Below are 26,660 nucleotides of genomic sequence, written 5' to 3' on the forward strand. Positions count from 1 at the left end.
TGGGGTTTAATGTGTTGGTATATAGTTATTTGTGTTTTTAAGCGTTATAAAAAAATGAGTTGGTTTTTTTATTAATTGTTCTGTTTAGGAGGTTTTTTGGGGTAGAAGTAGGAAAAAGTAGAGACTGAAGTGACTTTCTTAGTGTTTATAAGTCTATATACTTGCTAAAAAATAAAAAAGTAAGCTAATTAATTTTGATTACATCTTACGGAAATAGGAGCTAAGAGAACTGTGATAAATAGGATGAATATTATTGTTTATTAATATCAATAGATGTAGTGTGGATATAGATGTATTGTTTATTTTTGCGTATACCACCATTACTATAAAATAAATACCTTACTGACATGATGAATGAATTAGTTGTTTTAGTTGTAGATGATGAACCTAAAGTAGCTGAAGTACTTAAAACTATTATAGAGAAAAAAGTAGTATACCACGAAAGAATTGTGGTACATACTGCTCACTCAGTACAGGAAGCTGTACAAGAAGTGAATGCTATTTTGCCTGATATTGTATTCTTAGATATTCACATGCCAGAAGAAGATGGTTTTGAGTTATTTAATTATGTTGATCAAAGTACCTTTGAGGTAGTGTTTACTACAGCGTATGACCAGTATGCCATAGAGGCTATTAATAAATATGACTGTCTGAAGTATCTACTGAAACCGATAGGAATACAGGATGTACAGAACGTATTCGATAAATATAAGGAGCTAGAAGGATATCATTACTTTTATAAAATAATAAAGAATAATCAGAAGCGGTATATCGTACGAGTAGAAGATATCGTCTACTGTAAGGCTGCTGATAACTACTGTGAGATTTATTTAAAAGATCAGAAATATTTAGTGTCTAAGACATTAAAAAATGTGGAAGATAAGATAAAACACAAAAACTTTAAACGTGTTAATCGCTCTTATTTAGTGAATGTAGATCATATTGATTATATCGATAAGGATACGAATGTAGTTTGTTTTAAAGAGCAAATAATAGTGAATCACGAAAAGGTGGATAATGTGATTACGGTGGCTTCTGCTATGATGAAGGAGCTTAATAGCCTTAATATATGAGATATTTACTAACTGTATTTTTTGTATTCTTTTATTTCATAGGATTCGGGCAGGGGATTATCACGAAGCAGTATACCATAGAGAATGGTCTGATGGCTAATGATGTACGCGCACTCTGTGTGGATTCTAAGGGGATAGTGTGGATAGGATCTCGATCTGGTCTAACACAAAAAGTACAAGGACTAGTAAAAGCTAATGAGGATGCCTCTCGATACCGATATACTAATATAACTGATATCATAGAGGATGATAAGCAAGGTATCTGGGTAGGGAGTTATGGACAAGGTATCTTATACAGAGGTAAGGGAGAGGTGCGTATCATCAGTGTACAGCATGGACTGATCTCTAACAGAATAAGACGTTTATATCACAATGGAGACTATATATATGTAGCTACCTCTGATGGAGTATCTCTAATCTCTAAAAAAGACTTTTCTGTTACTACTCCTAGTTTTGTTACGAATAAGCATCACCCATTTGAGGTAAGTGATTTTTTTGAGTATCGAGGAGAGGTGTATGTAGCTACGATTAATGATGGAATATTTAAGCTCGTAAATAATGAGTTGGTTCTAGTAGAAAAAGAGGGAAGAATATTTGCTGCTATAGGCTTTGACGATAAAGTATTTATCGGAGGTCAGGATGGTTTAGTAATCAAGGATTTGTCTACTAAAAAAGTGATAGCAAAGTATGATATCCCATCAGTAAAGGATATAAAGAAAGCAAATAATCAACTGTATATCGTCAGCGGTGGAGTAGATGATAATAATGGAAGACTGTATAGATGGGATGGGGTTTCATTAGATAATATCACAGAGTACTTAGGAGTGTTATCTACAGACTTCTATTCTGTAGGATATGATGAAAAGAATGACTTCTTATATATAGGGACTAAATCTCAAGGGGTATTTCAGATAGACTTATTCTCTCCTCTGAGTTATGATGACTCACACGGAGCAGTATCTGTTATAAAAAAATTGAAAGACAGAGTGTTCTTCTTCACTCAAAAAGGAGTGTTGATACAGAATAAAGATGAGGAAGTAGGAACTATACCTCTATCAGCATTTAAGCATTATCAAGAACAACATTATCGCAAACATCTAGCTATAACTACGAAAAACAATCACTTTTTTGAGATTGATTATACAGTGCCTGCGGATAAGATTATATTTTACTCAGCAGTAGAGTATAATGGTACGATTTGGGTTAGTAGTAATATAGGTGTATTTCAGATAGGGTATAACGGCTATATTTTATCCTATCACTCTATTCATACTTATCAGTTTGGTTATTTTCAAAACCGATTTATTGAGACTAATCCTTTTGGAGGAGTGAGGGTGTATAAGGATTTGAATAAAATGGACTATCAATATCACTTTAGGGTAGATAGTGATGATATACCTAGAGATATCGTAGATATAGAATATGTAGGGGACAAGATGTTTTTGGCAGGAGCTCTAGATGGATTGTATACCTTCGATGGAAAGAACTTTATGTCCTTGTCTAAGCGAAATCTGTTTCCTGAGAATAGATTAAAGAAGATAGAGAGAGGAGCTAATAATACGCTTTATGTAGCTACAGACTTTAATGACATTTATATACTAGAGACGCAGAGCGGAAAGTATATGGTGAAGGACTTTATCTCAAATAAAGATATTATAGGAGCTAATATAACCTTGCTTAAGTGTATAGGACAAAAGATCTTAATAGGAACGAGTAAAGGACTAACGGTTATAGATGGTAATCATAAGTTTCAATTCAATAAAGAACAAGGTTTTGGCAATGAAGAAATCTTATCTTATGAGCTCAAGGATAATTTATTATATATAGGTACGGTAGATGGGTTATATACTTTAGATATCACTTATTTTAAAAGAAGAAATGTTCAGTATGAGGTCAATATTTCGGATATTACAGTCAATGGGTATGAATTAGAAAAAAATGGAGAGGTCTATCATCATATACGCAAGTTAGAATTAGATAGTAGAGAGAACAATATTCAGATAGGTTTCGAAGTATTAGGAACTAAATTTCCAGGAAAATTAGAGTTTCAATACCGCTTAAAGCTAGGTGAGAATTGGATCAATGTAAAAGAGAATAAATTAGATTTACATTATCTTGAGTCAGGGTTGTACCCTATCGATATTAAGGTATATGACTATGATAGTGGTAATGAATTAATATACCCACTCTTATTAGTAGAGGTAGATAAACCTTTCTATGCAAAAGCTTGGTTTATTCTATTATGTGCCTTTCTACTATTAGGTATATCTTCTTTGTTCTATTTGTTTAGATTTAAACAATTGAGAAAAGTTCAAATAGCAGAGCGCAAAAAACTAGAGTACCAAAAGAGACTTGCAGAGGTGAAGTTACAGTCTGTACGCAGTCAAATGAACTCTCACTTTATATTTAATGTATTGAGCTCTATTCAATATTATATTATCAAAGAAGAGGTAGATGACGCACTCTTTTATTTAGAACGTTTTGCTCAATTAATTAGGACAACACTAGATATGTCTACTAGAGAACGCATTACCTTAAAAGAAGAATGTGAATACCTAAGTACGTATGTCGAGATTGAAAATATGCGATTAGACGGGAGGGTGAGTTTCGAGATAAATGCAAAAGGAGTAGACCTAAGAGGTATATTAGTTCCTCCTTTATTATTACAGCCTTTCGTAGAGAATAGTTTAGTTCATGCTTTTCCTCAGCATATAAAGAGTCCTCGTATTGTGATTGAAATTTATAAAACAGAAGAAGAATATTTAGCCATAGAAATAAAAGATAATGGTGTAGGAGATACTGCTGTGAATAATAAGAAACATGAGTCTAAAGGTATGGCGATCGTAAAGGAGAGAATTTCACTAATCCAATCTTATCTAGATGAAGATCTGATTATCAAGTATAATAGTGAGGGGACAATAGTGAGAATAGTATTAAAAAATGTTTTAAAATAATCAATGAAGAGATTTCTTTTTATAGGCATATTCATTATGTATATGCTATCTAATGCATATGTGTTTTTTAATTATAGTGCGTTAGTTAGGGATAGTGATTTTAGTGTTAAGGTACTGTTTCGTGTTATAGCATTAACGATGTCGTTAAGTATACTTATATTCTATAGTGTAGGGAAGAGAATGCCTGTCTATTTAGCGTCGTACTTCTATAGAATAGGCACTGGTTGGCTTATGTTAAGCATATATGCTTTTATGTTGTGTTTACTTTTTGATATAGGAGCATTAATTAATCATTTTACACAGCAGTCTACCTTATTTATCTATGATCATTATTCTTCTGCCCGTGGTTCTCTATTGATATTATTGACGTTAGTAATTGCGTTTATAGGACATATTACTTACCTTAAAAAGAAGAGAAAAGAGATAGTGATAAAGGTGAATAAAAAGTTGCCTAAAGAGCTTCGATTTGTCTTGTTGACAGATTTGCATCTAGGATATGCTATAGAGCATAAAGAGTTAAATAAATGGGTAGATACTGTCAACGCTGAGTGTGCTGATGCTGTACTTATTGCTGGAGATGTGATAGATGTAAGCCTGATACCATTACAATATTATAAGTTAGATGAGGTTTTAAAGAAGTTTAAGAGTGAGTATGGTACGTATGCGTGTCTAGGTAATCATGAATATCTAGCTGGAGTAGAAGGCAGTATTACGTTCTTAAAGTCTGCAGGGATAAATATATTACGCGATCAGGTAAAGGTGCTAGAAGATATAAACGTGAATCTGATAGGACGAGATGATAAGACGAATCGACACCGTAAAGAGTTAGGTGAACTGATGAAGGGGATAGAGGAAGATAAACTGAATATTCTCTTAGATCATCAACCTTATGCCTTAGAAAATGCCGTGAACAATAGAGTGGATATACAGTGTTCTGGACATACACATAGAGGGCAGATGTGGCCTGTGTCTTGGATAACAGATCAGTTATTTGAGAATTCGCATGGGTATCTAAAGAAAGAGGATACGCATATCTATGTCAGTTCTGGTGTAGGAATATGGGGAGGTAGATATAGAATAGGTACTGTGTCAGAATACGTCGTAATCAGAGTACAAGGAATATAATAAAATAAAGGCTATTTTTGTAAAAAATATTAGATTGTGAATTATTTATCGGTTGAGAATATAGCGAAATCCTTTGGTGCGAGAACATTGTTCGAGGATGTATCATTTGGGATTAATAAAGATCAGAAGATTGCTTTCGTAGCAAAGAATGGAACAGGTAAAACAACCATTTTAAAAATCCTGACAGGAGAAGACTTTCCAGATGCAGGACAAGTAGTCATGCGCAAAGGTATCCGTATGGCCTTTTTGCCTCAGGAGCCTGCACTGCAAGATGAATTGACAATAGAAGAAAGTATTTTTGCTTCAGACAATGATACATTAAAAATCATAGAAGAATACGAGAAAGCATTAGAAAATCCAGAGGATGCAGATGCTTATCAGAAGGCATTCGAGAAGATGGATGCTCATAATGCTTGGGACTTTGAGACGCAGTATAAACAAATCTTGTTTAAACTGAAGTTAGAAGATCTAAAAGTAAAAGTAAAAACTTTATCAGGGGGTCAACGCAAAAGGTTAGCATTGGCTATTATATTAATTAATAGACCAGATTTATTAATCTTAGATGAGCCTACTAACCACTTAGATCTAGAGATGATAGAATGGTTAGAGAATTACTTTGCTAAGGAAAATATTACTTTGTTTATGGTGACGCACGACCGTTTCTTTTTAGAAAGGGTTTGTAATGAAATTATCGAATTAGATAATGGCAAGATCTATCAGTATAAAGGAAACTATTCTTATTATCTGGAGAAAAAGGAAGAGCGCCTAGCTATAGAGAATGCGAGTATAGATAAGGCACAGAACTTATTTGTGAAGGAGTTATCTTGGATGAGGAGACAGCCTAAGGCGCGTACTACTAAATCTAAGTCTCGTATTGATGACTTCTACGTAATTAAAGAAAAAGCGCATAGTAGAAGACGTGAACATCAAGTAGAGTTAGAGATTAATATGGAGCGTATCGGTAGTAAGATCGTGGAGCTTCATAAACTACATAAGAAATTTAAGGATAAGGTCATCTTAAATGACTTTAGTTATAATTTCAATAAAGGTGAGCGCATTGGTATTATCGGAAAGAATGGTAGTGGAAAGTCTACTTTCTTAAATATCCTTACTCAAGGTATACTGCCTGATGCAGGTAAAGTGGTAGTAGGAGAAACCATAAAAATAGGATACTATACACAAGGAGGGATTAATATAAAACCAGAACAGAAGGTAATCGATGTGATTAAAGAGTTCGGTGAGTATATTCCATTAGCGAAAGGTAGATCTATATCGGCAGGACAGCTTCTAGAGCGTTTCTTATTCGATAGAAAGAAACAACATGACTTCGTAGAGAAATTAAGTGGAGGAGAGCTAAAACGTCTTTATTTATGTACAGTATTGATTCAGAACCCTAATTTCTTGATTCTGGATGAGCCTACGAATGATTTGGATATTGTTACGTTAAATGTATTAGAAAGTTTCTTATTAGACTATCCAGGTTGTTTAGTTGTGGTTTCTCACGATAGATACTTTATGGATAAGATCGTAGATCATCTATTCGTATTTAGAGGAGAAGGAGAAATAGAGGATTTCCCAGGTAACTATTCTGACTTTAGAGCATATGAAGATAGTATAGAACCAGTGAAGGAAGAGTCAACAAAGGAAAAGGTAAACTGGAAAGAAAGTCAAGTTAAAAAAGGATTGACATTTCAGGAGCAAAAAGAGTTTCAAAAAATAGAAAGAGAGATTGCTAATTTGGAGCAAAAGAAGGTGGAAATAGAGAAATTATTTTCTGATGGGAAAGTAGGGGATGATGAAATCGAATCTAAAGCAAATGAACTCCAGAAAGTGCTAGCAGAATTAGAGGATAGAGAAGAGAAATGGTTTGAGCTTTCTTCTAAAATGGAGGAATAAAAAACACCATAAATAAGAAAAATAAGAAAGGTGCAATATTGAACAATATTGTACCTTTTTTTTCGTTAGTCAGCTGTTATTACTGATGTGAGCTCTAATAATTTAGGGTTTATTTATGAAATAAGCAAGATTTAAAAAGTTAATTTTATATTTTTTAAACTATTGATTTTTAGTTGTTTGTGTATATTTTTGGTGTTAAAAAATAAAAAGTGATATTAAAAAAATAGGAGAATGAGAAAAATGAAGTAACTTTGCAGACAGAAATTTCAAGTGGTGACAGGGCTTGAGAAATTAGTTTTAATGAGAAAAAAATGTTCTTTTTTTATTGGTATTGTCCTATTAACAGGGGTAGGTGTTTCAGGTTTTAAGCAATATGAAACTATGCTTTTAGAGGAGTATAAAATAGTTCCTGAAGGTCCCTTATCTTATGATTTTCCATATAGTGATTTAGCTATGGAGGAGTCAGGAGAGTTATTAGCAATACCATTTATCGGAAAGACTTATGTCGGTTTTAAACAGGCATTGGCAGTACGCGAATCTTATGGATTGTACAGAATAGTAAATTCATATGGTTACATGGGCAAATACCAGTTTGGTAAAGTGGCATTACGTTCAATAGGAGTAACGGATACGACTAATTTTTTACATGATCCAGTAATGCAAGAAAAAGCTTTTGACGCTTTAGTTGCGAAAAACAAATGGATCTTGAGAAAAGAGATTGAAAAATTTGATGGTAAACGCATCGGAGGAATTGCAATTACAGAGTCAGGAATCTTAGCAGCGGCTCACTTAGGTGGAGCAGGTTCTGTAAAGAAATTCTTGAACAGTAATGGAGCAAACGGTTTCCAAGACGGATACGGTACTTCGATACGTACATATCTAAAAAGTTTTAGTGGATACGATGTATCTGATATTACAGCTGAGAAAGATGCTGTAGTAGTATTATAACTCTTTAGAAAAGAAAAGCTAAAAGGATATCATTTGAAAAATGGTATCCTTTTTTTATTGTTTATCGAAAATAAGTTTTTACATTTGCAATTCAATAAGTAGAAAAACGAAATGAATTTAATTCTAACAAATACTTGGTGGTGGACTAAACTTACGTCGAATGTCGTGAGCAGTCCTTGCTATGTATATATGAATTAAGAGAAATAATATATAATACCTAGAAGAGGCTTGTCAAACGACAAGCCTCTTTTTTTTATACCTAATCGAAAGTAAAATTTAAAAACAGTATATAAAATGAAATATCAAGTTAATCAAGATGGTTATTATGGAAATTATGGGGGAGCATTTATTCCTGAAGCACTAGCTCCAATTATTGGGCAATTACAAAGAGAGTATATCTCTATTATTGAACAAGAGGATTTTCAACAAGAAATGAATCAGTTATTAGAAGATTATGTAGGTCGTCCTACTCCATTATATTTTGCAAAAGGGTTGTCTGAGAAGTACAATACTAAAGTGTATTTAAAGAGAGAAGATTTATGTCATACAGGAGCTCATAAGATTAATAACACTATCGGTCAGATATTATTAGCAAAACGCTTAGGAAAGAATAAAATAGTAGCAGAAACGGGAGCAGGTCAACATGGAGTAGCTACAGCTACAGTATGTGCTCTTATGGGAATGGAGTGTATCGTATATATGGGAGCTTTAGATATAGAAAGACAAGCACCTAATGTGGCACGTATGAAGATGCTAGGTGCTGAGGTGAGAGCTGCGGAGTCTGGAGCAAAGACATTAAAAGAGGCAGTAGATGAGGCTTTATTATACTGGATAGAAAATCCTGATGACACATTCTATTTGATAGGATCAGCAGTAGGACCACATCCTTATCCTGATATGGTGAGTAGATTCCAGTCTATTATATCTAAAGAAATTAGAAAACAATTGTTAGCAAAAGAAGGAAGAGAAGAGCCTGATTATATAGTAGCTTGTGTTGGTGGAGGAAGTAATGCAGTAGGAGCTTTTTACCATTTCTTAGAAGATGAACAAGTGAAGTTAATTGTAGCTGAAGGAGGAGGAGAAGGAGCTGATAGTCCAAAAACAGCAGCTACTTCTTTTGTAGGAAAAGAAGGTGTGTTACACGGAAGTAAAACCTTGTTTATGCAAGATGAAAAAGGAGAACCTCTAGAAGCATATTCAGTATCAGCAGGTTTAGATTATCCTGGTTTTGGACCTTTATATGCACATATGAAAGAATTGGGAAGGGCAGAGTTCTATGCGATTAAAGATGATGAGGCAATGACAGCCGGGTTAGTCTTGTGTAAAGCAGAAGGAATTATCCCTGCGATAGAAAGTTCTCATGCTTTAGCAGTATTAGAACAACGCAAATTCAAACCAGAGGATATTGTTGTAATCAATTTATCGGGAAGAGGAGATAAAGATTTAGATAATTATCGCAGTTATTTTAACTTCTAAAATAGATAAGGTATGTATTTTAGTATCGTTATCTGAAGAGAGCTATTGAAGAAGTAAAAAGCCAATAACATATAATATGCTATTGGCTTTTCTATTAAAGGTTCAGTATGTTTTAATCTTCGATGTTCCCTATCATTAATTTAGGGTCAACCCATTTGTCAAAATCTTCAGGTGTAACATATCCTAATCGAACAGCTTCTTCTTTTAGCGTTGTACCATTAGCATGAGCTGTTTGAGCTATTTCGGCTGCTTTGTAATAACCAATTTTAGTATTTAAAGCAGTAACTAACATTAATGAGCTATCTAGTAATTCTTTAATACGTTTGTCGTTTGCTTCAATTCCTTGTGCACAATGCTCATCAAAAGAGATACAAGCTTCTCCTATCAGTCTAGCAGATTGTAAGAAGTTGGCTGCCATCACAGGTTTGAATACGTTTAACTCAAAATGACCTTGTGTGCCAGCAAAAGATATTGTTGTATCATTTCCTATAACTTGTGCAGCTACCATAGTAAGTGCTTCACATTGTGTAGGATTTACTTTACCAGGCATGATAGAAGACCCTGGTTCATTAGCAGGGATAATGATTTCGCCAATTCCAGAACGTGGTCCAGAAGCTAATAATCGGATATCATTTGCTATTTTATATAAGGAAACAGCAAGTTGTTTTAAAGCCCCATGCGTTTCTACAATTGCATCATGAGCAGCTAAAGCTTCAAATTTGTTTGGAGCTGTTACAAATGGTAATTTTGTAAATTGAGCAATATATTCTGCTACTTTTACATCATATCCTTTAGGAGTATTTAACCCTGTACCTACAGCAGTACCTCCTAATGCTAACTCAGCAAGATGAGGCAAAGTGTTATTTAACGCTTTTAGCCCATAATCTAATTGTGCTACATAACCTGATATTTCTTGTCCTAGCGTAAGAGGGGTAGCATCCATAAGGTGTGTACGTCCTATCTTTACTACATCTTTTAGATCTTTAGCTTTCTTATCTAATGTGTTTCTCAAAGCAGTTACACCTGGAATAGTATATTCTACCACAGCTTTATAAGCTGCAATATGCATTGCCGTTGGGTAGGTGTCATTAGATGATTGAGACTTGTTTACATCATCATTTGCTTTAAGTACAGGTTCGCCTTCACCTATTTGGAAACCAGCTAGTACTTGTGCTCTATTGGCAATTACTTCATTCACGTTCATGTTAGATTGTGTGCCAGAACCTGTTTGCCAAATAACTAAAGGGAAGTGAGCATCAAGTTTACCTTCTAGTATTTCATCACATACTTTAGCGATATGGTCTCTTTTTTCTGAAGGTAAAACATTTAAATCAGCATTCGTAAAAGCAGCAGCTTTTTTAAGATAAGCAAAAGCTTCTATAATTTCGTGTGGCATAGAAGCCTCAGGACCTATTTTAAAGTTGTTTTTAGAGCGTTCAGTTTGTGCTCCCCAATATTTGTCTTTAGCAACTTTTATCTCTCCTATAGTGTCTTTTTCTATTCTGTAATCCATTATTAATTTATTTTGAATGATTGTAGTCTAAAGATAAGAAGAATTATTTAGTTTCATTCTAAAGAAAGATTAAAAGTTAAGGTAGGTTAGGTAGAAAAAATAAAAGTGAGTATATTTACAGCGTATATACAAAATTAATCCGGAGAAAACATGTTTGAATTTCAACAGTATTTAGGTTTCATCGTTGCCATGACTGTAGTTACTATGGCATTTTGGCTTATGATGTTCTTAGTTGGTTTCGTATCTTACTGGGCAGTAGGTGGAGCTAGAGAACTAATAAAAGAGAAGAAAGCTAAAAGACAGCAATTAGAAGACAATCAGATCTAGTATTTGGTTTAAGAAATAAAGAGTCATAATATGTATTATGACTCTTTTTTTATGCTTATTTATGAGGTTTGATAGATTCGAAAAATAAGGGAATAAAAAAAGGGACTACCTACTGGTAGCCCCCTAACAAATAATAAATTTATAATAGTTTAGTAAAGGTTTCTTTATTTGATTACATCATTTCCCCTTCTCCTTGTTCTTCACCATTGCCAGCATTTCTTTGTTGTTTCTGTCTATCCATTTTAGTTTGGTTAAAACGATAAGTAAATGATAAGTTTACTTGTCTACCTCTCCACTGCATTTCACTGTGTGAAATAGATGTTGGTAAGTAAGTGTCAGATTCTCTTTTTCTAGAATCGAAGATATCACTAACATTTAATGTAATGGTAGCTTTGTCTTTTAAGATATCTTTACTTATAGAGGTATTAGCAGATAGATTTCCTAATGCTTTTCCTTGTGGTGTATCATAAGGTGCTCTATACATTCCGTTTAGTTGCCAGTCTATTTTATAAGGCAATGATATTTTAGACGATAATCTAGTAAACCAGGCATAGGTATTTTGGTCAAAGTTTTGAGTCTCTACTGTACCGTCTAGTTTAGTGAAAGTATAGTCTCCTTTTGTTTCTGTTCTAAAGAAGTTGAAGTTACCATTTAATTTCCACCATTTGAATGGGCTATAGTTTAAGGTAAAATCAAATCCATATCTGTATTCTGTAGCTAAGTTAATCGGTGAACTAACAATAATAGTTGTACCACCAGCATTAGTACCTGCTTCTCTTCTCACGAATTGAAACGTATCATCAGTCTTATTTAAGTAAGCAGATGCACTAAGAGTAAAGCCACTCCATCTCTTTAAATATCCTAAATCAAATGCATTTGTTTTAGCAGGGTTTAAATCAGGATTTCCTTGAAAGAAGTTGATGTCACTTGTATAATTAGAGAAAGGGTTTAAAAAATGCCCTCTAGGACGCATAATACGTTTACTATAACTAATACTTACGTTACTAGATTCATCTAATTCATAGTTTAAGAATAAACTAGGGAAGAAGTCATCGTATTTCTTATTGTTATAATCATTGCTAGTTAATTGATTTACATCAATATTGCTTTTTTCCCAACGGAACCCAATCATATAATTAAGCTTGTCAGTTATTTTATTTCCGTATTGAGCATAGAACGCATTAACTTGTTCTTTGTATTCTAGTACATTAGATACTTTAGTATTATTAACCCATTGGTTATTTGTTAAGTTATAAAGACCAAAGTTATTCGTTGTAGATTTGAATGTTCCTAAGTAACCTGCTTCAAAGCTTCCATTTTCTCCTATTGGTAAAGTGTAATCTACTTTTACTAGACCTGACTTATATTTATCATCACTCAAGGTTCTTTCATAAGTCATTAAATTATGCTTATCATTAATATCAGAGATATTAGCATCATCATCACTAGTATCTTTAGAGATACTTGCCTCTACTGTTAATTTGTGATCTTCTTTAGCAAATTTCTTTTCAAATGATGTTGTATACTCAACACTGTTATAGTTAGACTTACGTCTTTCTTCTCTATATCTATTATAATCTAAGTTGTGATTAGCATCGTAATATTGGTAATCTACCGAGTTAGGAGAAGTACCATTGCTTCTGCGTACATTCACACTATTAGACCACGTTAAGGACGGAGTGATATAATAGTCTAGACCGAACATACCATTGTAGCCTTGTCTTTCTCTATTATTATCTTTATACTCATCAATATACTGTAATGTATTACCTTTATTATCTAAATATTGGTTGTTATTGCGATTATATCCTTTTGTTTTAGTATCTCTATATGATAAAGTAGTGTAGAAGTTATATTTTTCTCCTCTAATATTCACATTACCATTTAATTCATAGTTACGAGGATCTCCTATAGTCCCTGTGATATTACCATTAATACCTTGTGCTTTACCTTTCTTAAGTACAATATTAATAATACCAGCACCTCCTTCAGCTTCATATCTTGCTGATGGGTTAGTAATTACTTCTACTTTTTCGATTGACTCAGCAGATAAGATACGCATTGCTTCTTGGATATTATTAGCAAGACCAGTAGGTTTTCCATCGATAAGTACTTTTACATTCTCGTTACCACGTAAACTAACAGCACCTTCACTATCTACAGTTACTGAAGGAACGTTGTCTAACACATCTCCTGCAGTACCCCCTTTTACAATCATATCTTCTCCTACATTGTAAACTTTTTTGTCAAGTTTAATGTCCACAGTAGACTTCTCAGCAATGACCATTACTTCATCTAGCATTTGATTGTCATCTGTAACTTTTTTAATACCTATATTAGTATTTCCATTTACAGCTACTTTGCGCAATTCGATAGTTTTAAAACCTAAGTATTCTATGCGTATTAAGTATGATCCATCAGGTACATTAAAAGAGTATTGCCCCTTTGAGTCAGTCATACCTCCAGAGACAATATCGGCATTGTTCTCATTTTGTGCAAAGACACTCGCATATTCTAAAGGAAGATTTGTAGCAGCTTCTACTACAGTACCAGTTACAGTACTTTGTTTAGAGTTCTGAGCTAATGCTGTTACTCCAAACATTAGAGTTAACAGCATTAGAAGAGCTTTTGTAGTTTTTAATCTTTTCATTATAGTCGTTAGTTTTATATCTATTAGACTATAATACGTGGCGAAGGTTTAAAAACAGAATAGTTAATAAATTGTTAATTTACCTTACAGGATTTCATGTATCTTTTCTGTAGGTCTTGCGATAACAGCTTTAGGGCCATTAACAACAATTGGTCTTTCAATCAGCTTTGGGTTTAAAACCATAGCTTCGATTATCTCGTCATCGCTCAATGTATTACTTCCAAAAGTATCTTTCCAAAAGGCATCTTTTGTACGAACTAAATCAATTGGATTGTAATTGAGTTTTTTTAGTATTGTCTTTACATCATTTTCAGTAAGGTCTGCATCCAAATATTTTATAATTTTGTATGCTACGCCTTGCTCTTCCATGAAAGCAATACTTTCGCGTGATTTGCTACAACGCGGATTGTGATAAATTGTGATCATAAATAAGGAATTTTATACCAAATATAGTACATTTTTTGAGATATGGGAATTATTGAACAGTTATTGAGAATAAACAAAAGTCAGAAACTTTGGTGTTATTTACCTTTTTCGTTATTTTTTTTAGGGATTATGCTCCTAAATTGGATTTCTTTAAGATATTCGGCTATATCTACTAATGAAATCATAAAAATGAATATTGATAAATTTGGTAAAAATATCAATTTTTTGATAACGATTGGGCCATTAGTATTCATGTTTGTATTTCTAATAGCTTGGGTATTAGTAGTTCATAGGCAGAGTCTGCTAAGCCTTACTACCTCTAGAAGCAAGGTAGATTGGAAGAGAGTATTATTTGCTTTTTCTCTGTGGAGTTTTGTGATTATAGCTTTCTTTGTTTATGGGTATATAGCTTCTCCCGAAGATTATGTCTTTTCGTTTAAGTTTTGGCCTTTTCTAATATTTTTACTGTTTGCTATTATTTTAATTCCTTTACAGACTAGTTTTGAAGAGTATTTTATGCGTTCTTATTTAATGCAAGGAATAGGTTTAGCTACTCGTAGTAGAGCAGTTGCTTTGTTTGCAACCTCTATTTTATTTGGTTTAATGCATTTAGCTAATCCTGAAGTAGAGAAGATAGGATTTAGTATCATGATTTATTATATTGGAACAGGGCTCTTTCTTGGAATTATTACATTAATGGATGATGGGGTAGAATTAGCCTTAGGTTTTCATGCAGCGAATAACTTAATAGGAGTGCTTTTAGTTACTTCTGACTGGACTGCTTTTCAGACAAACTCTATTTTTACCAATGTTAATTCAGAAAGTGTTATCTCTCCGTGGGAATATATTATCCAAGTCGGCGTTGTATTACCTCTAGTGATTTTAGTCTTTGCTAGAAAGTATAAGTGGAAGAATTGGAAACATCAGTTATTTGGAAGAGTAAGATAAAAGAGTAAATTATGGAATTGAATTATATACACCCTAACTTTAAGTTGAATGGTAACACTTATACGATAGAGGAGTTGATTACATTGGCTAAAGAATGGGAACTAGGAACTCAAGAATATTTGGTTGATTTAGGAAGGCTTATTATAGAATGGTTTAATACGAATGATTATGTAAGCTTGACTACATCAGGTACTACAGGACCTCCTAAAACTATACATTTAAAGAAAGAAGCTATGATCTGTTCTGCTAAAGCGACTGCTTCTTTTTTTGAAATAGCTACAGGTAGTAGTGCTCTTTTGTGTATGTCTACGAAGTTTGTCGGTGGTAAACTTATGTTTATTAGATCTTTAATCGTTGGTTGGTCTTTAGATGTTAAAGAACCTACTGCAAGGCCATTAGAGCAGAATACAAAGTTATATGACTTTGTAGCGATGGTGCCTATGCAGGTAGAAAATTCAATAGAGGAATTGAATAAGGTGAAGACTCTTATTATAGGGGGAGCAAAAGTGAACCAGAGTTTAGCAAATAAGCTAAAACAACTTACTACTAAAGTATATGAGACTTACGGTATGACAGAAACAATCACTCATATAGCTGCTAAACGAATAGGTATAGAATCTTTTTCAGTGCTTTCTCATGCGACAGTTAGTCAAGATGAAAGAGGGTGTTTAGTGATCTCTGCACCTACTGTTAATCCGGAATTAGTTGTTACCAATGATTTAGTGGAAATTATTAATAGTAAGGAATTTAAGTGGCTTGGAAGAGCAGATAATGTCATTAATAGCGGAGGTGTAAAACTTTTTCCTGAGCAAATAGAAGAAAAGTTGTCAAAGAGGATTCCTTATCGTTTCTTTGTGGCGAGTAAAGAAGATACTTACTTAGGTAATAAACTAGTATTAGTTATTGAAAGTGAGCAGTATACTTTACCTAATGATATATTTGCGGAGCTTGGTAAGTATGAGAAACCTCGTGAAATACAGTTTGTTTCTAAATTTGTAGAAACTGAAACAGGCAAAATAATAAGAAAGAAGAATATTCAATAAACTAGATTAATAACATGAAGAAGAATAGTGTAAGTAACATTATCCTAAGCTGGGTTGTAGCATGTTTAGTTTCTTTTGGTGGAACTGCTTATGCTAAGAAGATAATTAGAAATGGTGATAGTACCAATCTAATTACTAATGAGATGTTAGAACGTATTTTAGAAAAAAATAGAATACATGTTGGAGAAGGAAAAGTCGCAGACTATATCCCCGAACTGAGCAAGGTTAATGCCAGCGCTATCGCATTTTCTGTAGTAAAGCAGAATGGAGAAGTTGTTAATGTAGGGGATGTATCACAGAAGTTTACGATTCAGAGTATTTCTAAAGTAATAGCGCTGATGGTCGCTGTAGAAGAGTTAGGAGAGAAAGAAGTGTTTTCTAAAGCAGGGTATTATGGAACGGACAAACCTTTTAATCATTATGCTAACTTAGAGACTAAAGGAAAGCCTCTTAATCCTTTAATGAATGCTGGTGCTATACTTACTACAGCATTATTAGGTGGAGATAATGATGAAGCATTTCAGAAGATTCTAGAGATGGTTCGTTATATCACGAAGAACGACGCAATAGGTTATAGTCATTCTGTATATATGTCTGAAAGAGAAACAGGACATAGAAACAGAGGTATATTCCATCTATTAAAGAATAATGGTCTAATCGAAGGAGAAGAGAATAGATTAGATAATTATTTTAAACAATGTTCTATAGAAGTTACAGCAGAAGATTTAGCTAAGATTGGTTATTTCTTTGCTAATCAGTGTACTCGTTTTGATGGAGATACGAAGTATAAAAACTCGGAGATGTCTAAGTTAGTACAGTCACAGATGTTAATCGCAGGGATGTATGAATTTAGTGGAGAGTATGCTCGTACAGTAGGTTTGCCTAGTAAGTCTGGAGTAGGAGGAGGTATCGTTGTTTCTGTGCCAAATAGAATCGGAATAGGAACTTTCAGCCCTGGATTAGATACACAGGGTAACTCTGTAGTAGGATACCACATGATCTTAGATTTAGTAAATGAATTAAACCTAAGTATCTTTTAATAGATAAGAGTAGTACTTATAAATAGAAAAAGCCAACTGATAACAGTTGGCTTTCTTTTTGGGTGCAAATATAATCTATTGCAAATTCTTAGAATTGCTCTCTTCCTGAGAAGTGGAAAGCAGACTCGATAGCAGCGTTCTCGTCGCTATCAGATCCGTGTACTGCATTTTCACCAATTGATTTTGCATATTTTTTACGGATAGTACCTTCAGCAGCTTCAGCTGGGTTAGTAGCACCGATTAATTTTCTGAAATCTTCTACAGCGTTCTCTTTTTCTAAGATAGCTGCTACGATTGGACCTCTAGACATGAATTCAACTAATTCTCCATAGAAAGGTCTTTCACTGTGTACTTCATAGAATTTTTGAGCATCTCTTACAGTTAATTGAGTTAACTTCATAGATACGATTTTAAATCCTCCTTCAGTAATCATGTTGATGATTCCACCGATATTACCTGCTTCTACAGCATCAGGTTTAATCATTGTAAAAGTTCTGTTCGTTGCCATTATTCTTAAATTTAATTTATTGCAAAAATAGTCTTTTAAATATTACAAAAGTGATAATATTTATAAAAAAGTGTGGTTTTAATCACTTTTATTCAGAAACAGGAATCTCTAATAATCTCTGTGCTAATTCTATCATCTCTGGAGTTCCTGTGTGCTTTTTAGGCTCATCAGATAGTTTCACTACATCTGTCCAATATCCTCCTTCTGGAAGAGCCTGAGACATCTTGATTACGATATTCATAGCATCTAATCCTACATCATTAGTAAAGTCTGTACCGATACCAAATGACATTCCTATTCTTCCTTTGCAGTGATTAGCGATGCGCTCTACTTTTTCAGGATTTAATCCATCAGAGAAGATAATTGTCTTCTGAGTAGGATCTATATTTAATGATTTATAGTGTGCGATAACTTGATCAGCGAAGTCTAGTGGATCTCCACTATCATGTCTAACCCCATCAAATAACTTAGCAAACTTCTTATCAAACTGTTCAAAGAAAACTTTACTCGTATAGGTATCCGTTAACGCGATTCCTAGATCTCCTCTATAAGTGTCTACCCAATGTTCTAACCCCATTGAGTTTGCCATTTTAAAACCATACTTAGCTGCGTGGAACATAAACCATTCGTGAGCATGTGTTCCGATTGGTTTAGTGTTATACTTCATCGCTAAGTGTACATTACTCGTCCCGATGAAGCTACCGTCACCATATTGTTTTAAAGTATCCACTACTAGTTGATGTACTGCATAAGAGTGTCTTCTTCTAGTACCGAATTCAGCAATAGTAATCCCTAATTCTTTGTATTTCTCTATTTTGTTACGCGTATTCGCAATAACCTTTTCAGAAGAGTCTCTTTCAGAATTAGTCATTTTATAATATAGCTCACAGATAATAGACATTAGAGGTACCTCCCATAAGATAGTTCTATACCAATATCCTTTGATATGTACTTCTAGATCTTGCCCATCTTGTGATATTTCTATTTCTGACGGATCATAGTGATACCCTTGTAAGAAGTCTAGATAAGTAGGGTCTAAGTAAGGACAAGTCTTTTCTAAGAATATCTTCTCTGCTTTTGTTAGTTTTAGTTTTGCCATTTCGTCTACAGCAGAGCGCAACGCTTCAGCAAAACCTGGGGGGTATTTATGTTGTCCTCTATTGATAAAGATATAGGACGCTTTAGCATAAGGGAATTGTTTAATAGCAGCGTACTGCATCGTAAACTTATAGAAATCATTATCTAATATAGATACGATAACTTGGTTAGTGTTCATTGCTTCCATAGTTTTTTAGATTAATATATCACTTTCTAAGTCAGATTTCTCCACATGAAATTTGAAGTTTAACTTATGCATTAGCTCTAACACTAAGTTTTTGTACCAATTCTCTGACTTAGGATGAATATAAATTTTTTCTATTAATTGTTCGATATCCACATGTATTTTAATGCCCTCATTGACTTCTATACCCAGAGGGCTAACATCTGAGATAATACGAACCTCTTTTTCGTATTGAAAACTTTGTCTTTTGAACAAGAAAGGGAAGAACTCATCGTCAAAAGGAATAAACTCTCTTTTGTAATCAATGTAGTTTACTTCTCCTATGTATTGGTCTATTCGGTTTTCTACAGAGACCGCTTTTTGCAGTCGTTCTAGAGTAGATTGAATAGCGATACCTTCTTTGTTTTTTGTGAATATCTGCCACATTGCGAAAGACTCACATTCATTAAGGTGCCAACTACTGATGACTATATTCTTTCTTTTCTGTTTATAGTGCTGTAAGAAGTCAGGATTGTCTTGACTGATTCTTTTTATCTCTTCAAAAGTTGGCTCGCTAAATGTCCCTTCATATTGATCTTCAAATTTGTCAGATCGAGACATGAATAGTTTATTAGACAGTAATAAATCTAAAAACTTAGATAAGTCTAAGTACTTCCATACAATAGTATTCGGATCGCTAGGGAGTGTTATATTTTTACCGTCTTTATACATTTATTCTAATGATTGTAGTGAAACTAATTTAGAGTAAGTACCATTTAACTGGATTAGCTCTTCATGAGTACCTTGTTCTACTATTTTACCTTTTTGCATGACTACGATTAAGTCTGCCTTTTGGATCGTAGATAGACGGTGAGCGATGATAATAGACGTTCTATTTTGCATCATATTGTCTAGTGCTACCTGTACTAGTTTTTCGCTTTCTGTATCTAATGCAGATGTCGCTTCGTCTAATATCATGATCGGAGGATTCTTAAGCACTGCTCTTGCGATAGACAGACGTTGTTTCTGTCCTCCAGATAATTTATTTCCAGCATCACCGATATTGGTATCTATACCATGAGGTAGATCTTTGACGAACTCGTACGCATTAGCTATTTTAAGCGCTTGCATGATTTCTTCATCTGTAGCATCTTCTTTACCTAGCTTAAGGTTGTTCTTGATCGTATCATTGAATAAGATACTGTCTTGAGTTACTAGTCCGATAAGATCACGTAGGTCGCTCAGCTCTAAGTTACGAATATCTTCGTTATCTATTTTAATTGCTCCTTCATTGATATCCCAGAATCGAGTTAATAAGTTTGCTATCGTACTCTTACCACTACCAGACTGACCGACTAGCGCTACAGATTTTCCTTTTGGCACTGTGAGTGTAAAGTCTTTTAATACGTACTCTTCTTCGTATTTAAACGAGATATTATCTACCTCTATTTTATCCTCGAAGCTAGACTTCACTATTGCATTTTCTTTGCTTTCGATAGGATTATTTTCTTCTAATACTTGTAACACGCGCTCTGCAGCAGCATTACCACGTTTTAATGAGTACGAAGCCTTAGACATAGCCTTAGCAGGTGTAAGGATATTATAAGCCATACCGATATAGGCAATAAACGAAGCCCCTGTCAGTGTACCTTCACCTAGTACTAGATGACCACCGTATACTAATAATACAGCGATAGTCACGATACCTAAGAATTCACTAAGTGGAGAAGATAAGTTCTGGCGGTTAAGGATAGTATTGTTTAGTTCATAGAAACTATGTGTAGAGTCTTGAAACTTTTTATTGAAGTTTTTCTCTGAGTTAAAGCTTTTGATCACTTTTAGCCCAGATAGAGATTCTTCTATGATAGATAAGAAGTACCCTTGTTCTTCTGATGCTTTTTGTGAGCTCTTCTTTAAGGTCTTACCTACTTTAGAAATGATCACACCTGAGATAGGAACAAATATAAATACGAATAAAGTTAGCTCAGTACTAATTGTAAACATGGCTACAATAGTAAATACGATAGTCAATGGTTCTCTCACGACTACTTCTAAGATAGATAAGAAAGAGTGTTGTATCTCTAGTACATCTGAAGTGATTCGAGAGATCACATCCCCTTTTCTTTTTTCAGAGAAGAATGATAGTGGTAACTCTAGTGATTTTTTATACATCGCATTACGAATATCTTTTAATACCCCATTTCTAAGGAAAGTAATAAAGTACATCGCCCAATAGTTGAACAAGTTTTTTAGTAAAAACAACGAGATAATTACAGCAGCCATTACCATTAAGGTATCTTGAGCTCCATGCTCTGCAGTATATTGCGTGATGAAGTAAGACATATAGTCTTCTAAGTAATTTTTAAGGTGTCCTATGCCCGTATAGAGAGGTTTCTCTGTAACTTTTTTGGCATCACCAAAAAGCACTGTCAACATCGGAATCAATGCCACAAAAGATAGCGCACTGAATAAAGCGTATAGGATATTAAAAAAAACGTTTAAGTAAGCATAGGTCTTATATGGCTTACCAAAGTGAAGTATCTTCTTAAAGTATTCGTTCATATTTGTTATAATGTAAAAAGCAAAAATAAAGAAAAAAAGACTGGTATCACTACCAGTCTTTCTTATATGTTTTAATTCAACTTCATTTCGTTGATGATATCTTGAATTTTTTGGTCTAATACTTTCTCCGTTGCCTTCACTTCAGCTATATCGTGTAATGGTTCGTTTACACTAAAGTAGAATTTAATCTTCGGTTCAGTACCGCTAGGGCGAGCAGCTATCTTAGTACCATCTTCTAGATAATAGATTAGTACATTAGATTTAGGTACGTGGATAGGTTCTATCTCATTAGTGAATAAGTTCTTCGCTTCACTAGACTGATAGTCTTCTACACATACTACTCTCTGTCCGATGATTTCAGTAAGTGGATTTTGTCTTAGCTCAATCATCATTTGTTTAATCTCTTCAGCTCCAGAAATTCCTTTTTTCACTAGAGAAATAAGGTATTCTTTATAGAACTTATTGTCGATATATAGATTCATTAACTCTTTATAGAAAGAACTACCCGCTGCTTTAGCTACAGCTGCGATCTCACATACTAATAAAGCAGAGGCAACAGCATCTTTATCACGTACAGCATCACCTACCATATATCCGAAACTCTCTTCACCACCACCGATAAATTTTTGAGTAGGACATTCATTGATAAACTTAGCTATCCATTTAAATCCTGTCAATCCTACTTTACACTCTACACCATAGCTTTCTGCTAAGTCTAGCATCATAGGAGTAGAAACGATAGTAGAACCAATAAATTCATTTCCTTTAAAACCGATATTGCGCTTGTACTGTTCTAGTAAGAAACCTGTCATCATCACCATTGTTTGGTTACCATTTAACAGAATCATATTACCATCTAGGTCACGTACACCTATACCGATACGGTCAGAATCAGGGTCTGTACCGATAACGATATCTGCACCTGTCTCATCTGCTAACTGAAGTGCCATAGTCAATGCTTCTGGTTCTTCAGGATTAGGAGATTTTACAGTAGGGAAGTCCCCATCTGGTTCTGCTTGTTCTTTTACGATGAATACATTCTTATATCCAGCAGCTTCGAAGGCTCTAGGGATAAGTTTGATAGAAGTACCGTGTAGGGAAGTATACGCTATTTTTAATTGATCTTTTACAGACTGTGGAGTATCAAAGCTTGCATTCTCTACAGTAGATTGGATAAACGCAGCATCTAGCTCTTCTCCTACATAAGTGATCAAGTTATCATCCCCTTTGAAGTTTACTTCGTTATAGGTTAACTTGTTGATTTCGTCTATAACAGCCGCATCATTAGGAGGAACGATTTGTCCACCATCTTGCCAGTACACTTTATATCCATTGTATTCTGGTGGGTTGTGTGATGCAGTTAATACGATACCTGCATTACATCCGTAGTGTCTTACTGCGAAAGATAACTCAGGAGTAGGACGCATCTCTGCGAATAAGTATACTTTAATACCGTTAGCTGTGAATACATCAGCGACTACTTTCGCTAGCTCTTGACTGTTGTGACGACAGTCAAAGTTGATAGCTACTTTCCATTCTTGGTTAGGGAATGATTGTTTGATATAGTTTGATAATCCTTGTGTGTTTTTTCCTAGTGTATATTTGTTGATACGATTTGTACCAATTCCCATTATACCACGCATACCTCCTGTACCGAACTCTAAGTTTTTATAAAAACTGTCTTTAAGAGTTGCAGGGTCAGTATCCATCATTTTTTGAACAGAAGCCTGTGTTTCAGCATCAAATGGTTCTTTTAACCACAATTCAGCTTTTGCTAAGATTTCTTTTTCTATTTGCATAATATTGATATTTAGTGTGGATTAAAAACCGCTTTGTTCAGCGATTTTATATCTACTAATGTTTGTCTTTGTTTTAAGTATAAGTTCTCCTAAGAATCCTGCTAAAAATAACTGTGTTCCGATGATCATCGTTACTAGTGATATATAGAACCACGGATCTTGTGTCACTCGGATAGCGGGTAATCCATAATAAAGCTTATACAACTTATTCGCTCCAATAAAGAAGGCTGCACAGAACCCAATCCCAAAGGTGATAACCCCAAGTGATCCGAATAAGTGCATCGGTCTTTTGCCAAATTTAGAGAGGAACCAAATGGTAATCAAATCCAGAAAACCGTAGATAAATCTACTCATCCCAAATTTGGTAGTACCGTATTTACGCGCTTGATGGATGACTACTTTTTCACCTATTTTATGATAGCCTTCATTTTTAGCTAGGACAGGAATGTAGCGGTGCATCTCACCAGATACCTCTATGTTTTTAATGACCTCGTTTTTATAGGCCTTCAGTCCACAGTTAAAGTCATTTAGCTGAACACCAGAAGTCTTTCTCGCAGCCCAGTTAAATAGTTTAGAAGGAAGATTTTTAGATACGACAGAGTCATATCGTTTCTTTTTCCAGCCAGAGACCATATCATACCCCTCTTTAGTGATCATATCATACAGTGCTGGTATCTCATCAGGGCTATCTTGAAGATCAGCATCCATAGTGATGACCACATCACCTAGTGCCTGTGCAAATCCAGCATGTAAAGCCTGTGATTTGCCGAAGTTGCGCTGGAAGCGTATTCCTTTGACCTGAGTATCTCTAGCAGCTAGTGCAGTGATTATATCCCACGACTTATCTTTACTCCCATCATCGATAAAGAGAATCTCATAGGTAAAGCCGTTCTCCTGCATAACTTTAGTTATCCACGTATGTAGTTCTGGCAGAGACTCTGCTTCGTTTAGCAGAGGAATTACTATTGATAGATTCATCTAGATTATTTATGATCTTTATTAAAATCAGTATCTACATCATGATTAATTTCAGGATGTGGGTTTACGAATTCTGATTTATTTTTAAATATAGCAGCTAATAATATCCCTAGTATTGAATTTCTAAGTACACTACCTGCCCATAAAAACAATTGTGATTTAGGAGCAAATTGGTTGATATTTCTAGCTTTTTCTAATTGTTCATTGATTTGTTCTTGTGGAAGTCCAGACCCGTCTAATGTTTTGATTAACATATCATAAAGAGATTTGCTGATTTCCTCCTTAGCAGAAGGATCCACGATATTAAAAAGAATATTATAAATAATAATATTCACAGTCACTCCGATGATGACCATTAAGAAGAATGGAGTAAATGCTTCTCTGAAGGTAACATATCCCCCTGCTTTTTTACGAGCAAAATAGATAGTTAGTATTCCTAAGATAACCATCACACCCATATTAAAAAAACCAGCGAAAGTATTGGCAAATAGGGATTTGTCTGTAAAAAATATTACACTGTTAAATAGTGTGTAATAGATGGCTAATATGATTCCGAAAGTAATACCTACTTTATTTACTGGGTTCTTCATTGGTTATCTATAAATATGATTTACAAATATAATAAAATAACCCTTTTAGAACGGTATGTAATGGGAGTTTGTTAACAGAATGTGTACTAATCGCCTTATTTATCTATTCTTTTTATAAAACAGTAAACTTGTTAAGGTATAGAAGGTCTTGGAGTGCTTTAGTTTATCAGTTTTTTACAGGCTTAATAGAGCTCTAATTGAATAGTGTATGAGCGCATTAGAAGTGAGTATAGAGAGCGTCTTTTTATCAATCAGATTCAAAATTAATAATCCGTTTTTTTTATTTTGATCTAAAACGCAGATGTATACCCCCTTATTTGAGCTATAATCTTTTCTTTTTTTTAAAATTTTCGGTTCGAAACGCTGTTTTTACTCTTTTTTCTAAAAAAAGTATTCTATTTTTTTTAGAATGCTAAAAAGAGATATTTACTTATAATCCCTTTATTTATAAGGGATAGAGGCTACATTGACACAAAAAATGTTTTGATGTATCTAATAGTATAATTCCTTGTAACCCCCCATAAACATTAGTATTGACTCTTACCTCCTCGATAATTCATGGAGAATAAGTCGAGAATAGTGGAACAGAGAGGTCATTAGTCGAAGAATGATTCTTGTATTGATAGGGGATCTACGACTAATCTAAAATTTGGGTTCTGTGTGGAGAGAGTTGTGGGTTTATTAATTTAATTTTGAGTAAAGGGTCACTTAAATAGAATGAAGTATGGAGTATGTATGGTAGGGGTATAGGTTTGTTTGAAAAGTGTTTTTTCGATGTTTTTTTATATCGTATTTTAGTATTCTATTTTTATATAAAATGGTTATGCAAAAGAATAATATAGAAGGATGTTAGATTTGATTTCAGAGTATTTTCATAGTCTTTTTAGAGAACATCCAGAGTATGGAGGTATAGGACTTGTATTGATAGGAGGTGTGCTTTTATTCTGTTCTATTAAAGGATATGAGCACATGTATGATCAGACAGGTGGGCCTGTGTTTAATATGGCTTGGATACGAAATACCTTTGGAATTAAAGTAGCTAAGTTTTTGAATATCTGTTTTTCTATACTCTTTATTTTGATTAGTATAGGGTTCTATTTCGCTTATAAAAAATAAAGTAGAGATTTATATAATATTTACCTATAAGGAGTGTTATAAACCAAAAGCGCCTTTCTCTATTTATTAGAGAAAGGCGCTTTTTAGTTTTATTTATTCAAGTTATTTTAGGGTGTTTTAATTTTTTAGTATATTAATTAAGATAATTTGTATGTATTTTTTGTTTAATTAAGATAATTTTATATATTTACTAAAATCTTTAAATTTAAATAATTATGAAATCAAAAAGAATTTTTATGGCAGTACTATTCTGTCTTGGTATGAGTACAAATTTTCATGCAGCACCAACTAGTGATCATAAAGTATGTAGTGAACTGAAGCAGTTATCTTATGATCGTGAAATGATTGAGTATAAGGATCATGATCTTGCAGTTATGATGTCTGAGAATATGTATAATCGTTGTATGAATGATTTTGAATAACGATT

The 26,660-nt window shown here is 33.9% G+C and carries 22 protein-coding genes; 12 read left to right on the forward strand and 10 right to left on the reverse strand.

Annotated elements, in window-relative coordinates; translation table 11 throughout:
* Positions 1-347 precede the first annotated feature (347 nt).
* The 6 genes from AABL85_RS10425 (at position 348) to trpB (ending at position 9,472) form a co-directional block, all read left to right on the forward strand.
* A complete protein-coding gene (locus tag AABL85_RS10425; RefSeq protein WP_286414444.1) occupies positions 348-1,073 on the forward strand; it encodes a LytR/AlgR family response regulator transcription factor in 726 nt (241 codons plus the stop codon).
* Positions 1,070-4,027 (forward strand): sensor histidine kinase, encoded by a 2,958-nt coding sequence (locus AABL85_RS10430; protein ID WP_341310039.1) that lies wholly within the window; start codon positions 1,070-1,072, stop codon positions 4,025-4,027. The genes AABL85_RS10425 and AABL85_RS10430 overlap by 4 nt, the downstream gene beginning before the upstream one ends.
* A 3-nt stretch (positions 4,028-4,030) precedes the next feature.
* Positions 4,031-5,152 (forward strand): metallophosphoesterase, encoded by a 1,122-nt coding sequence (locus AABL85_RS10435; protein ID WP_341310040.1) that lies wholly within the window; start codon positions 4,031-4,033, stop codon positions 5,150-5,152.
* Positions 5,153-5,188: 36 nt separating this feature from the next.
* Complete coding sequence (gene abc-f / locus AABL85_RS10440; protein WP_286414449.1) at positions 5,189-7,048, forward strand: ribosomal protection-like ABC-F family protein; 1,860 nt, start codon at positions 5,189-5,191, stop codon at positions 7,046-7,048.
* Positions 7,049-7,348: 300 nt separating this feature from the next.
* Positions 7,349-7,996 (forward strand): peptidoglycan-binding protein LysM, encoded by a 648-nt coding sequence (locus AABL85_RS10445; protein WP_286414450.1) that lies wholly within the window; start codon positions 7,349-7,351, stop codon positions 7,994-7,996.
* Between the two features lie 294 nt (positions 7,997-8,290).
* Positions 8,291-9,472 carry a tryptophan synthase subunit beta gene (trpB, locus tag AABL85_RS10450; RefSeq protein WP_341310041.1) on the forward strand — a complete coding sequence of 394 codons (1,182 nt, stop codon included), beginning with the start codon at positions 8,291-8,293 and terminating at the stop codon, positions 9,470-9,472.
* 112 nt (positions 9,473-9,584) lie between these two features.
* Here the strand turns inward: trpB and fumC are convergent, their stop codons facing one another.
* Complete coding sequence (gene fumC, locus AABL85_RS10455) at positions 9,585-10,985, reverse strand: class II fumarate hydratase (RefSeq protein WP_341310042.1); 1,401 nt, start codon at positions 10,983-10,985, stop codon at positions 9,585-9,587.
* A gap of 150 nt (positions 10,986-11,135) precedes the next feature.
* Here fumC and AABL85_RS10460 point away from each other — a divergent pair, with 150 nt between their 5' ends.
* A complete protein-coding gene (locus AABL85_RS10460; RefSeq protein WP_006258725.1) occupies positions 11,136-11,312 on the forward strand; it encodes a hypothetical protein in 177 nt (58 codons plus the stop codon).
* Positions 11,313-11,484: 172 nt separating this feature from the next.
* Here the strand turns inward: AABL85_RS10460 and AABL85_RS10465 are convergent, their stop codons facing one another.
* Positions 11,485-13,962 carry a TonB-dependent receptor domain-containing protein gene (locus tag AABL85_RS10465; RefSeq protein ID WP_341310043.1) on the reverse strand — a complete coding sequence of 826 codons (2,478 nt, stop codon included), beginning with the start codon at positions 13,960-13,962 and terminating at the stop codon, positions 11,485-11,487.
* Positions 13,963-14,046: 84 nt separating this feature from the next.
* Entirely contained in the window at positions 14,047-14,388 is a 342-nt protein-coding gene (gene arsC, locus AABL85_RS10470; protein ID WP_286414458.1) for an arsenate reductase (glutaredoxin), read from the reverse strand.
* Positions 14,389-14,430: 42 nt separating this feature from the next.
* Here arsC and AABL85_RS10475 point away from each other — a divergent pair, with 42 nt between their 5' ends.
* Genes AABL85_RS10475 through glsA form a run of 3 tightly spaced genes read left to right on the forward strand, consistent with a single transcriptional unit; the run spans position 14,431 to position 17,419 of the window.
* Positions 14,431-15,336 carry a CPBP family intramembrane glutamic endopeptidase gene (locus AABL85_RS10475; RefSeq protein WP_341310044.1) on the forward strand — a complete coding sequence of 302 codons (906 nt, stop codon included), beginning with the start codon at positions 14,431-14,433 and terminating at the stop codon, positions 15,334-15,336.
* Positions 15,337-15,347: 11 nt separating this feature from the next.
* Positions 15,348-16,379, forward strand: coding sequence for an AMP-binding protein (locus tag AABL85_RS10480; RefSeq protein WP_341310045.1), 1,032 nt, complete (start codon positions 15,348-15,350; stop codon positions 16,377-16,379).
* Between the two features lie 14 nt (positions 16,380-16,393).
* Positions 16,394-17,419, forward strand: coding sequence for a glutaminase A (glsA, locus tag AABL85_RS10485; protein ID WP_286414463.1), 1,026 nt, complete (start codon positions 16,394-16,396; stop codon positions 17,417-17,419).
* A gap of 88 nt (positions 17,420-17,507) precedes the next feature.
* Here glsA and AABL85_RS10490 read toward each other — a convergent pair whose 3' ends face one another.
* The 7 genes from AABL85_RS10490 to AABL85_RS10520 all read right to left on the reverse strand — a co-directional run bounded on the left by AABL85_RS10490 (position 17,508) and on the right by AABL85_RS10520 (position 25,117).
* Positions 17,508-17,927 (reverse strand): nucleoside-diphosphate kinase, encoded by a 420-nt coding sequence (locus tag AABL85_RS10490; RefSeq protein WP_006258715.1) that lies wholly within the window; start codon positions 17,925-17,927, stop codon positions 17,508-17,510.
* An 88-nt stretch (positions 17,928-18,015) separates the two neighbouring features.
* Positions 18,016-19,203, reverse strand: a complete 1,188-nt coding sequence (gene pncB / locus AABL85_RS10495) for a nicotinate phosphoribosyltransferase (protein WP_341310072.1) — start codon at positions 19,201-19,203, stop codon at positions 18,016-18,018.
* Between the two features lie 15 nt (positions 19,204-19,218).
* A complete protein-coding gene (locus AABL85_RS10500; RefSeq protein ID WP_341310046.1) occupies positions 19,219-19,920 on the reverse strand; it encodes a hypothetical protein in 702 nt (233 codons plus the stop codon).
* Complete coding sequence (locus AABL85_RS10505; RefSeq protein WP_341310047.1) at positions 19,921-21,750, reverse strand: ABC transporter ATP-binding protein; 1,830 nt, start codon at positions 21,748-21,750, stop codon at positions 19,921-19,923.
* Positions 21,751-21,821: 71 nt separating this feature from the next.
* Positions 21,822-23,549 carry a phospho-sugar mutase gene (locus tag AABL85_RS10510; RefSeq protein ID WP_341310048.1) on the reverse strand — a complete coding sequence of 576 codons (1,728 nt, stop codon included), beginning with the start codon at positions 23,547-23,549 and terminating at the stop codon, positions 21,822-21,824.
* Between the two features lie 21 nt (positions 23,550-23,570).
* Positions 23,571-24,527 carry a glycosyltransferase family 2 protein gene (locus tag AABL85_RS10515; protein WP_341310049.1) on the reverse strand — a complete coding sequence of 319 codons (957 nt, stop codon included), beginning with the start codon at positions 24,525-24,527 and terminating at the stop codon, positions 23,571-23,573.
* A 5-nt stretch (positions 24,528-24,532) separates the two neighbouring features.
* Positions 24,533-25,117 carry a DUF4199 domain-containing protein gene (locus tag AABL85_RS10520; RefSeq protein WP_286414467.1) on the reverse strand — a complete coding sequence of 195 codons (585 nt, stop codon included), beginning with the start codon at positions 25,115-25,117 and terminating at the stop codon, positions 24,533-24,535.
* 846 nt (positions 25,118-25,963) lie between these two features.
* On the opposite strand from AABL85_RS10520, the gene AABL85_RS10525 reads away from it, so the two are divergent.
* Entirely contained in the window at positions 25,964-26,233 is a 270-nt protein-coding gene (locus tag AABL85_RS10525) for a hypothetical protein (RefSeq protein WP_286420188.1), read from the forward strand.
* 236 nt (positions 26,234-26,469) lie between these two features.
* Positions 26,470-26,655 (forward strand): hypothetical protein, encoded by a 186-nt coding sequence (locus tag AABL85_RS10530; RefSeq protein ID WP_286414470.1) that lies wholly within the window; start codon positions 26,470-26,472, stop codon positions 26,653-26,655.
* Positions 26,656-26,660: the final 5 nt, after the last annotated feature.

The sequence above is a fragment of the Myroides odoratimimus genome, from assembly GCF_038039805.1.
In the GTDB taxonomy this organism is placed as follows: domain Bacteria; phylum Bacteroidota; class Bacteroidia; order Flavobacteriales; family Flavobacteriaceae; genus Flavobacterium; species Flavobacterium odoratimimum_B.

Excerpts from the sequence above, each read along its gene's own strand:
- AABL85_RS10425 (WP_286414444.1), top strand. The coding sequence starts at position 348 with ATGATGAATGAATTAGTTGTTTTAGTTGTAGATGATGAACCTAAAGTA.
- AABL85_RS10430 (WP_341310039.1), top strand. The coding sequence starts at position 1,070 with ATGAGATATTTACTAACTGTATTTTTTGTATTCTTTTATTTCATAGGA.
- AABL85_RS10435 (WP_341310040.1), top strand. The coding sequence starts at position 4,031 with ATGAAGAGATTTCTTTTTATAGGCATATTCATTATGTATATGCTATCT.
- AABL85_RS10445 (WP_286414450.1), top strand. The coding sequence starts at position 7,349 with ATGAGAAAAAAATGTTCTTTTTTTATTGGTATTGTCCTATTAACAGGG.
- trpB (WP_341310041.1), top strand. The coding sequence starts at position 8,291 with ATGAAATATCAAGTTAATCAAGATGGTTATTATGGAAATTATGGGGGA.
- fumC (WP_341310042.1), bottom strand. The coding sequence starts at position 10,985 with ATGGATTACAGAATAGAAAAAGACACTATAGGAGAGATAAAAGTTGCT.
- AABL85_RS10460 (WP_006258725.1), top strand. The coding sequence starts at position 11,136 with ATGTTTGAATTTCAACAGTATTTAGGTTTCATCGTTGCCATGACTGTA.
- AABL85_RS10465 (WP_341310043.1), bottom strand. The coding sequence starts at position 13,962 with ATGAAAAGATTAAAAACTACAAAAGCTCTTCTAATGCTGTTAACTCTA.
- arsC (WP_286414458.1), bottom strand. The coding sequence starts at position 14,388 with ATGATCACAATTTATCACAATCCGCGTTGTAGCAAATCACGCGAAAGT.
- AABL85_RS10475 (WP_341310044.1), top strand. The coding sequence starts at position 14,431 with ATGGGAATTATTGAACAGTTATTGAGAATAAACAAAAGTCAGAAACTT.
- AABL85_RS10480 (WP_341310045.1), top strand. The coding sequence starts at position 15,348 with ATGGAATTGAATTATATACACCCTAACTTTAAGTTGAATGGTAACACT.
- glsA (WP_286414463.1), top strand. The coding sequence starts at position 16,394 with ATGAAGAAGAATAGTGTAAGTAACATTATCCTAAGCTGGGTTGTAGCA.
- AABL85_RS10490 (WP_006258715.1), bottom strand. The coding sequence starts at position 17,927 with ATGGCAACGAACAGAACTTTTACAATGATTAAACCTGATGCTGTAGAA.
- pncB (WP_341310072.1), bottom strand. The coding sequence starts at position 19,203 with ATGAACACTAACCAAGTTATCGTATCTATATTAGATAATGATTTCTAT.
- AABL85_RS10500 (WP_341310046.1), bottom strand. The coding sequence starts at position 19,920 with ATGTATAAAGACGGTAAAAATATAACACTCCCTAGCGATCCGAATACT.
- AABL85_RS10505 (WP_341310047.1), bottom strand. The coding sequence starts at position 21,750 with ATGAACGAATACTTTAAGAAGATACTTCACTTTGGTAAGCCATATAAG.
- AABL85_RS10510 (WP_341310048.1), bottom strand. The coding sequence starts at position 23,549 with ATGCAAATAGAAAAAGAAATCTTAGCAAAAGCTGAATTGTGGTTAAAA.
- AABL85_RS10515 (WP_341310049.1), bottom strand. The coding sequence starts at position 24,527 with ATGAATCTATCAATAGTAATTCCTCTGCTAAACGAAGCAGAGTCTCTG.
- AABL85_RS10520 (WP_286414467.1), bottom strand. The coding sequence starts at position 25,117 with ATGAAGAACCCAGTAAATAAAGTAGGTATTACTTTCGGAATCATATTA.
- AABL85_RS10525 (WP_286420188.1), top strand. The coding sequence starts at position 25,964 with ATGTTAGATTTGATTTCAGAGTATTTTCATAGTCTTTTTAGAGAACAT.
- AABL85_RS10530 (WP_286414470.1), top strand. The coding sequence starts at position 26,470 with ATGGCAGTACTATTCTGTCTTGGTATGAGTACAAATTTTCATGCAGCA.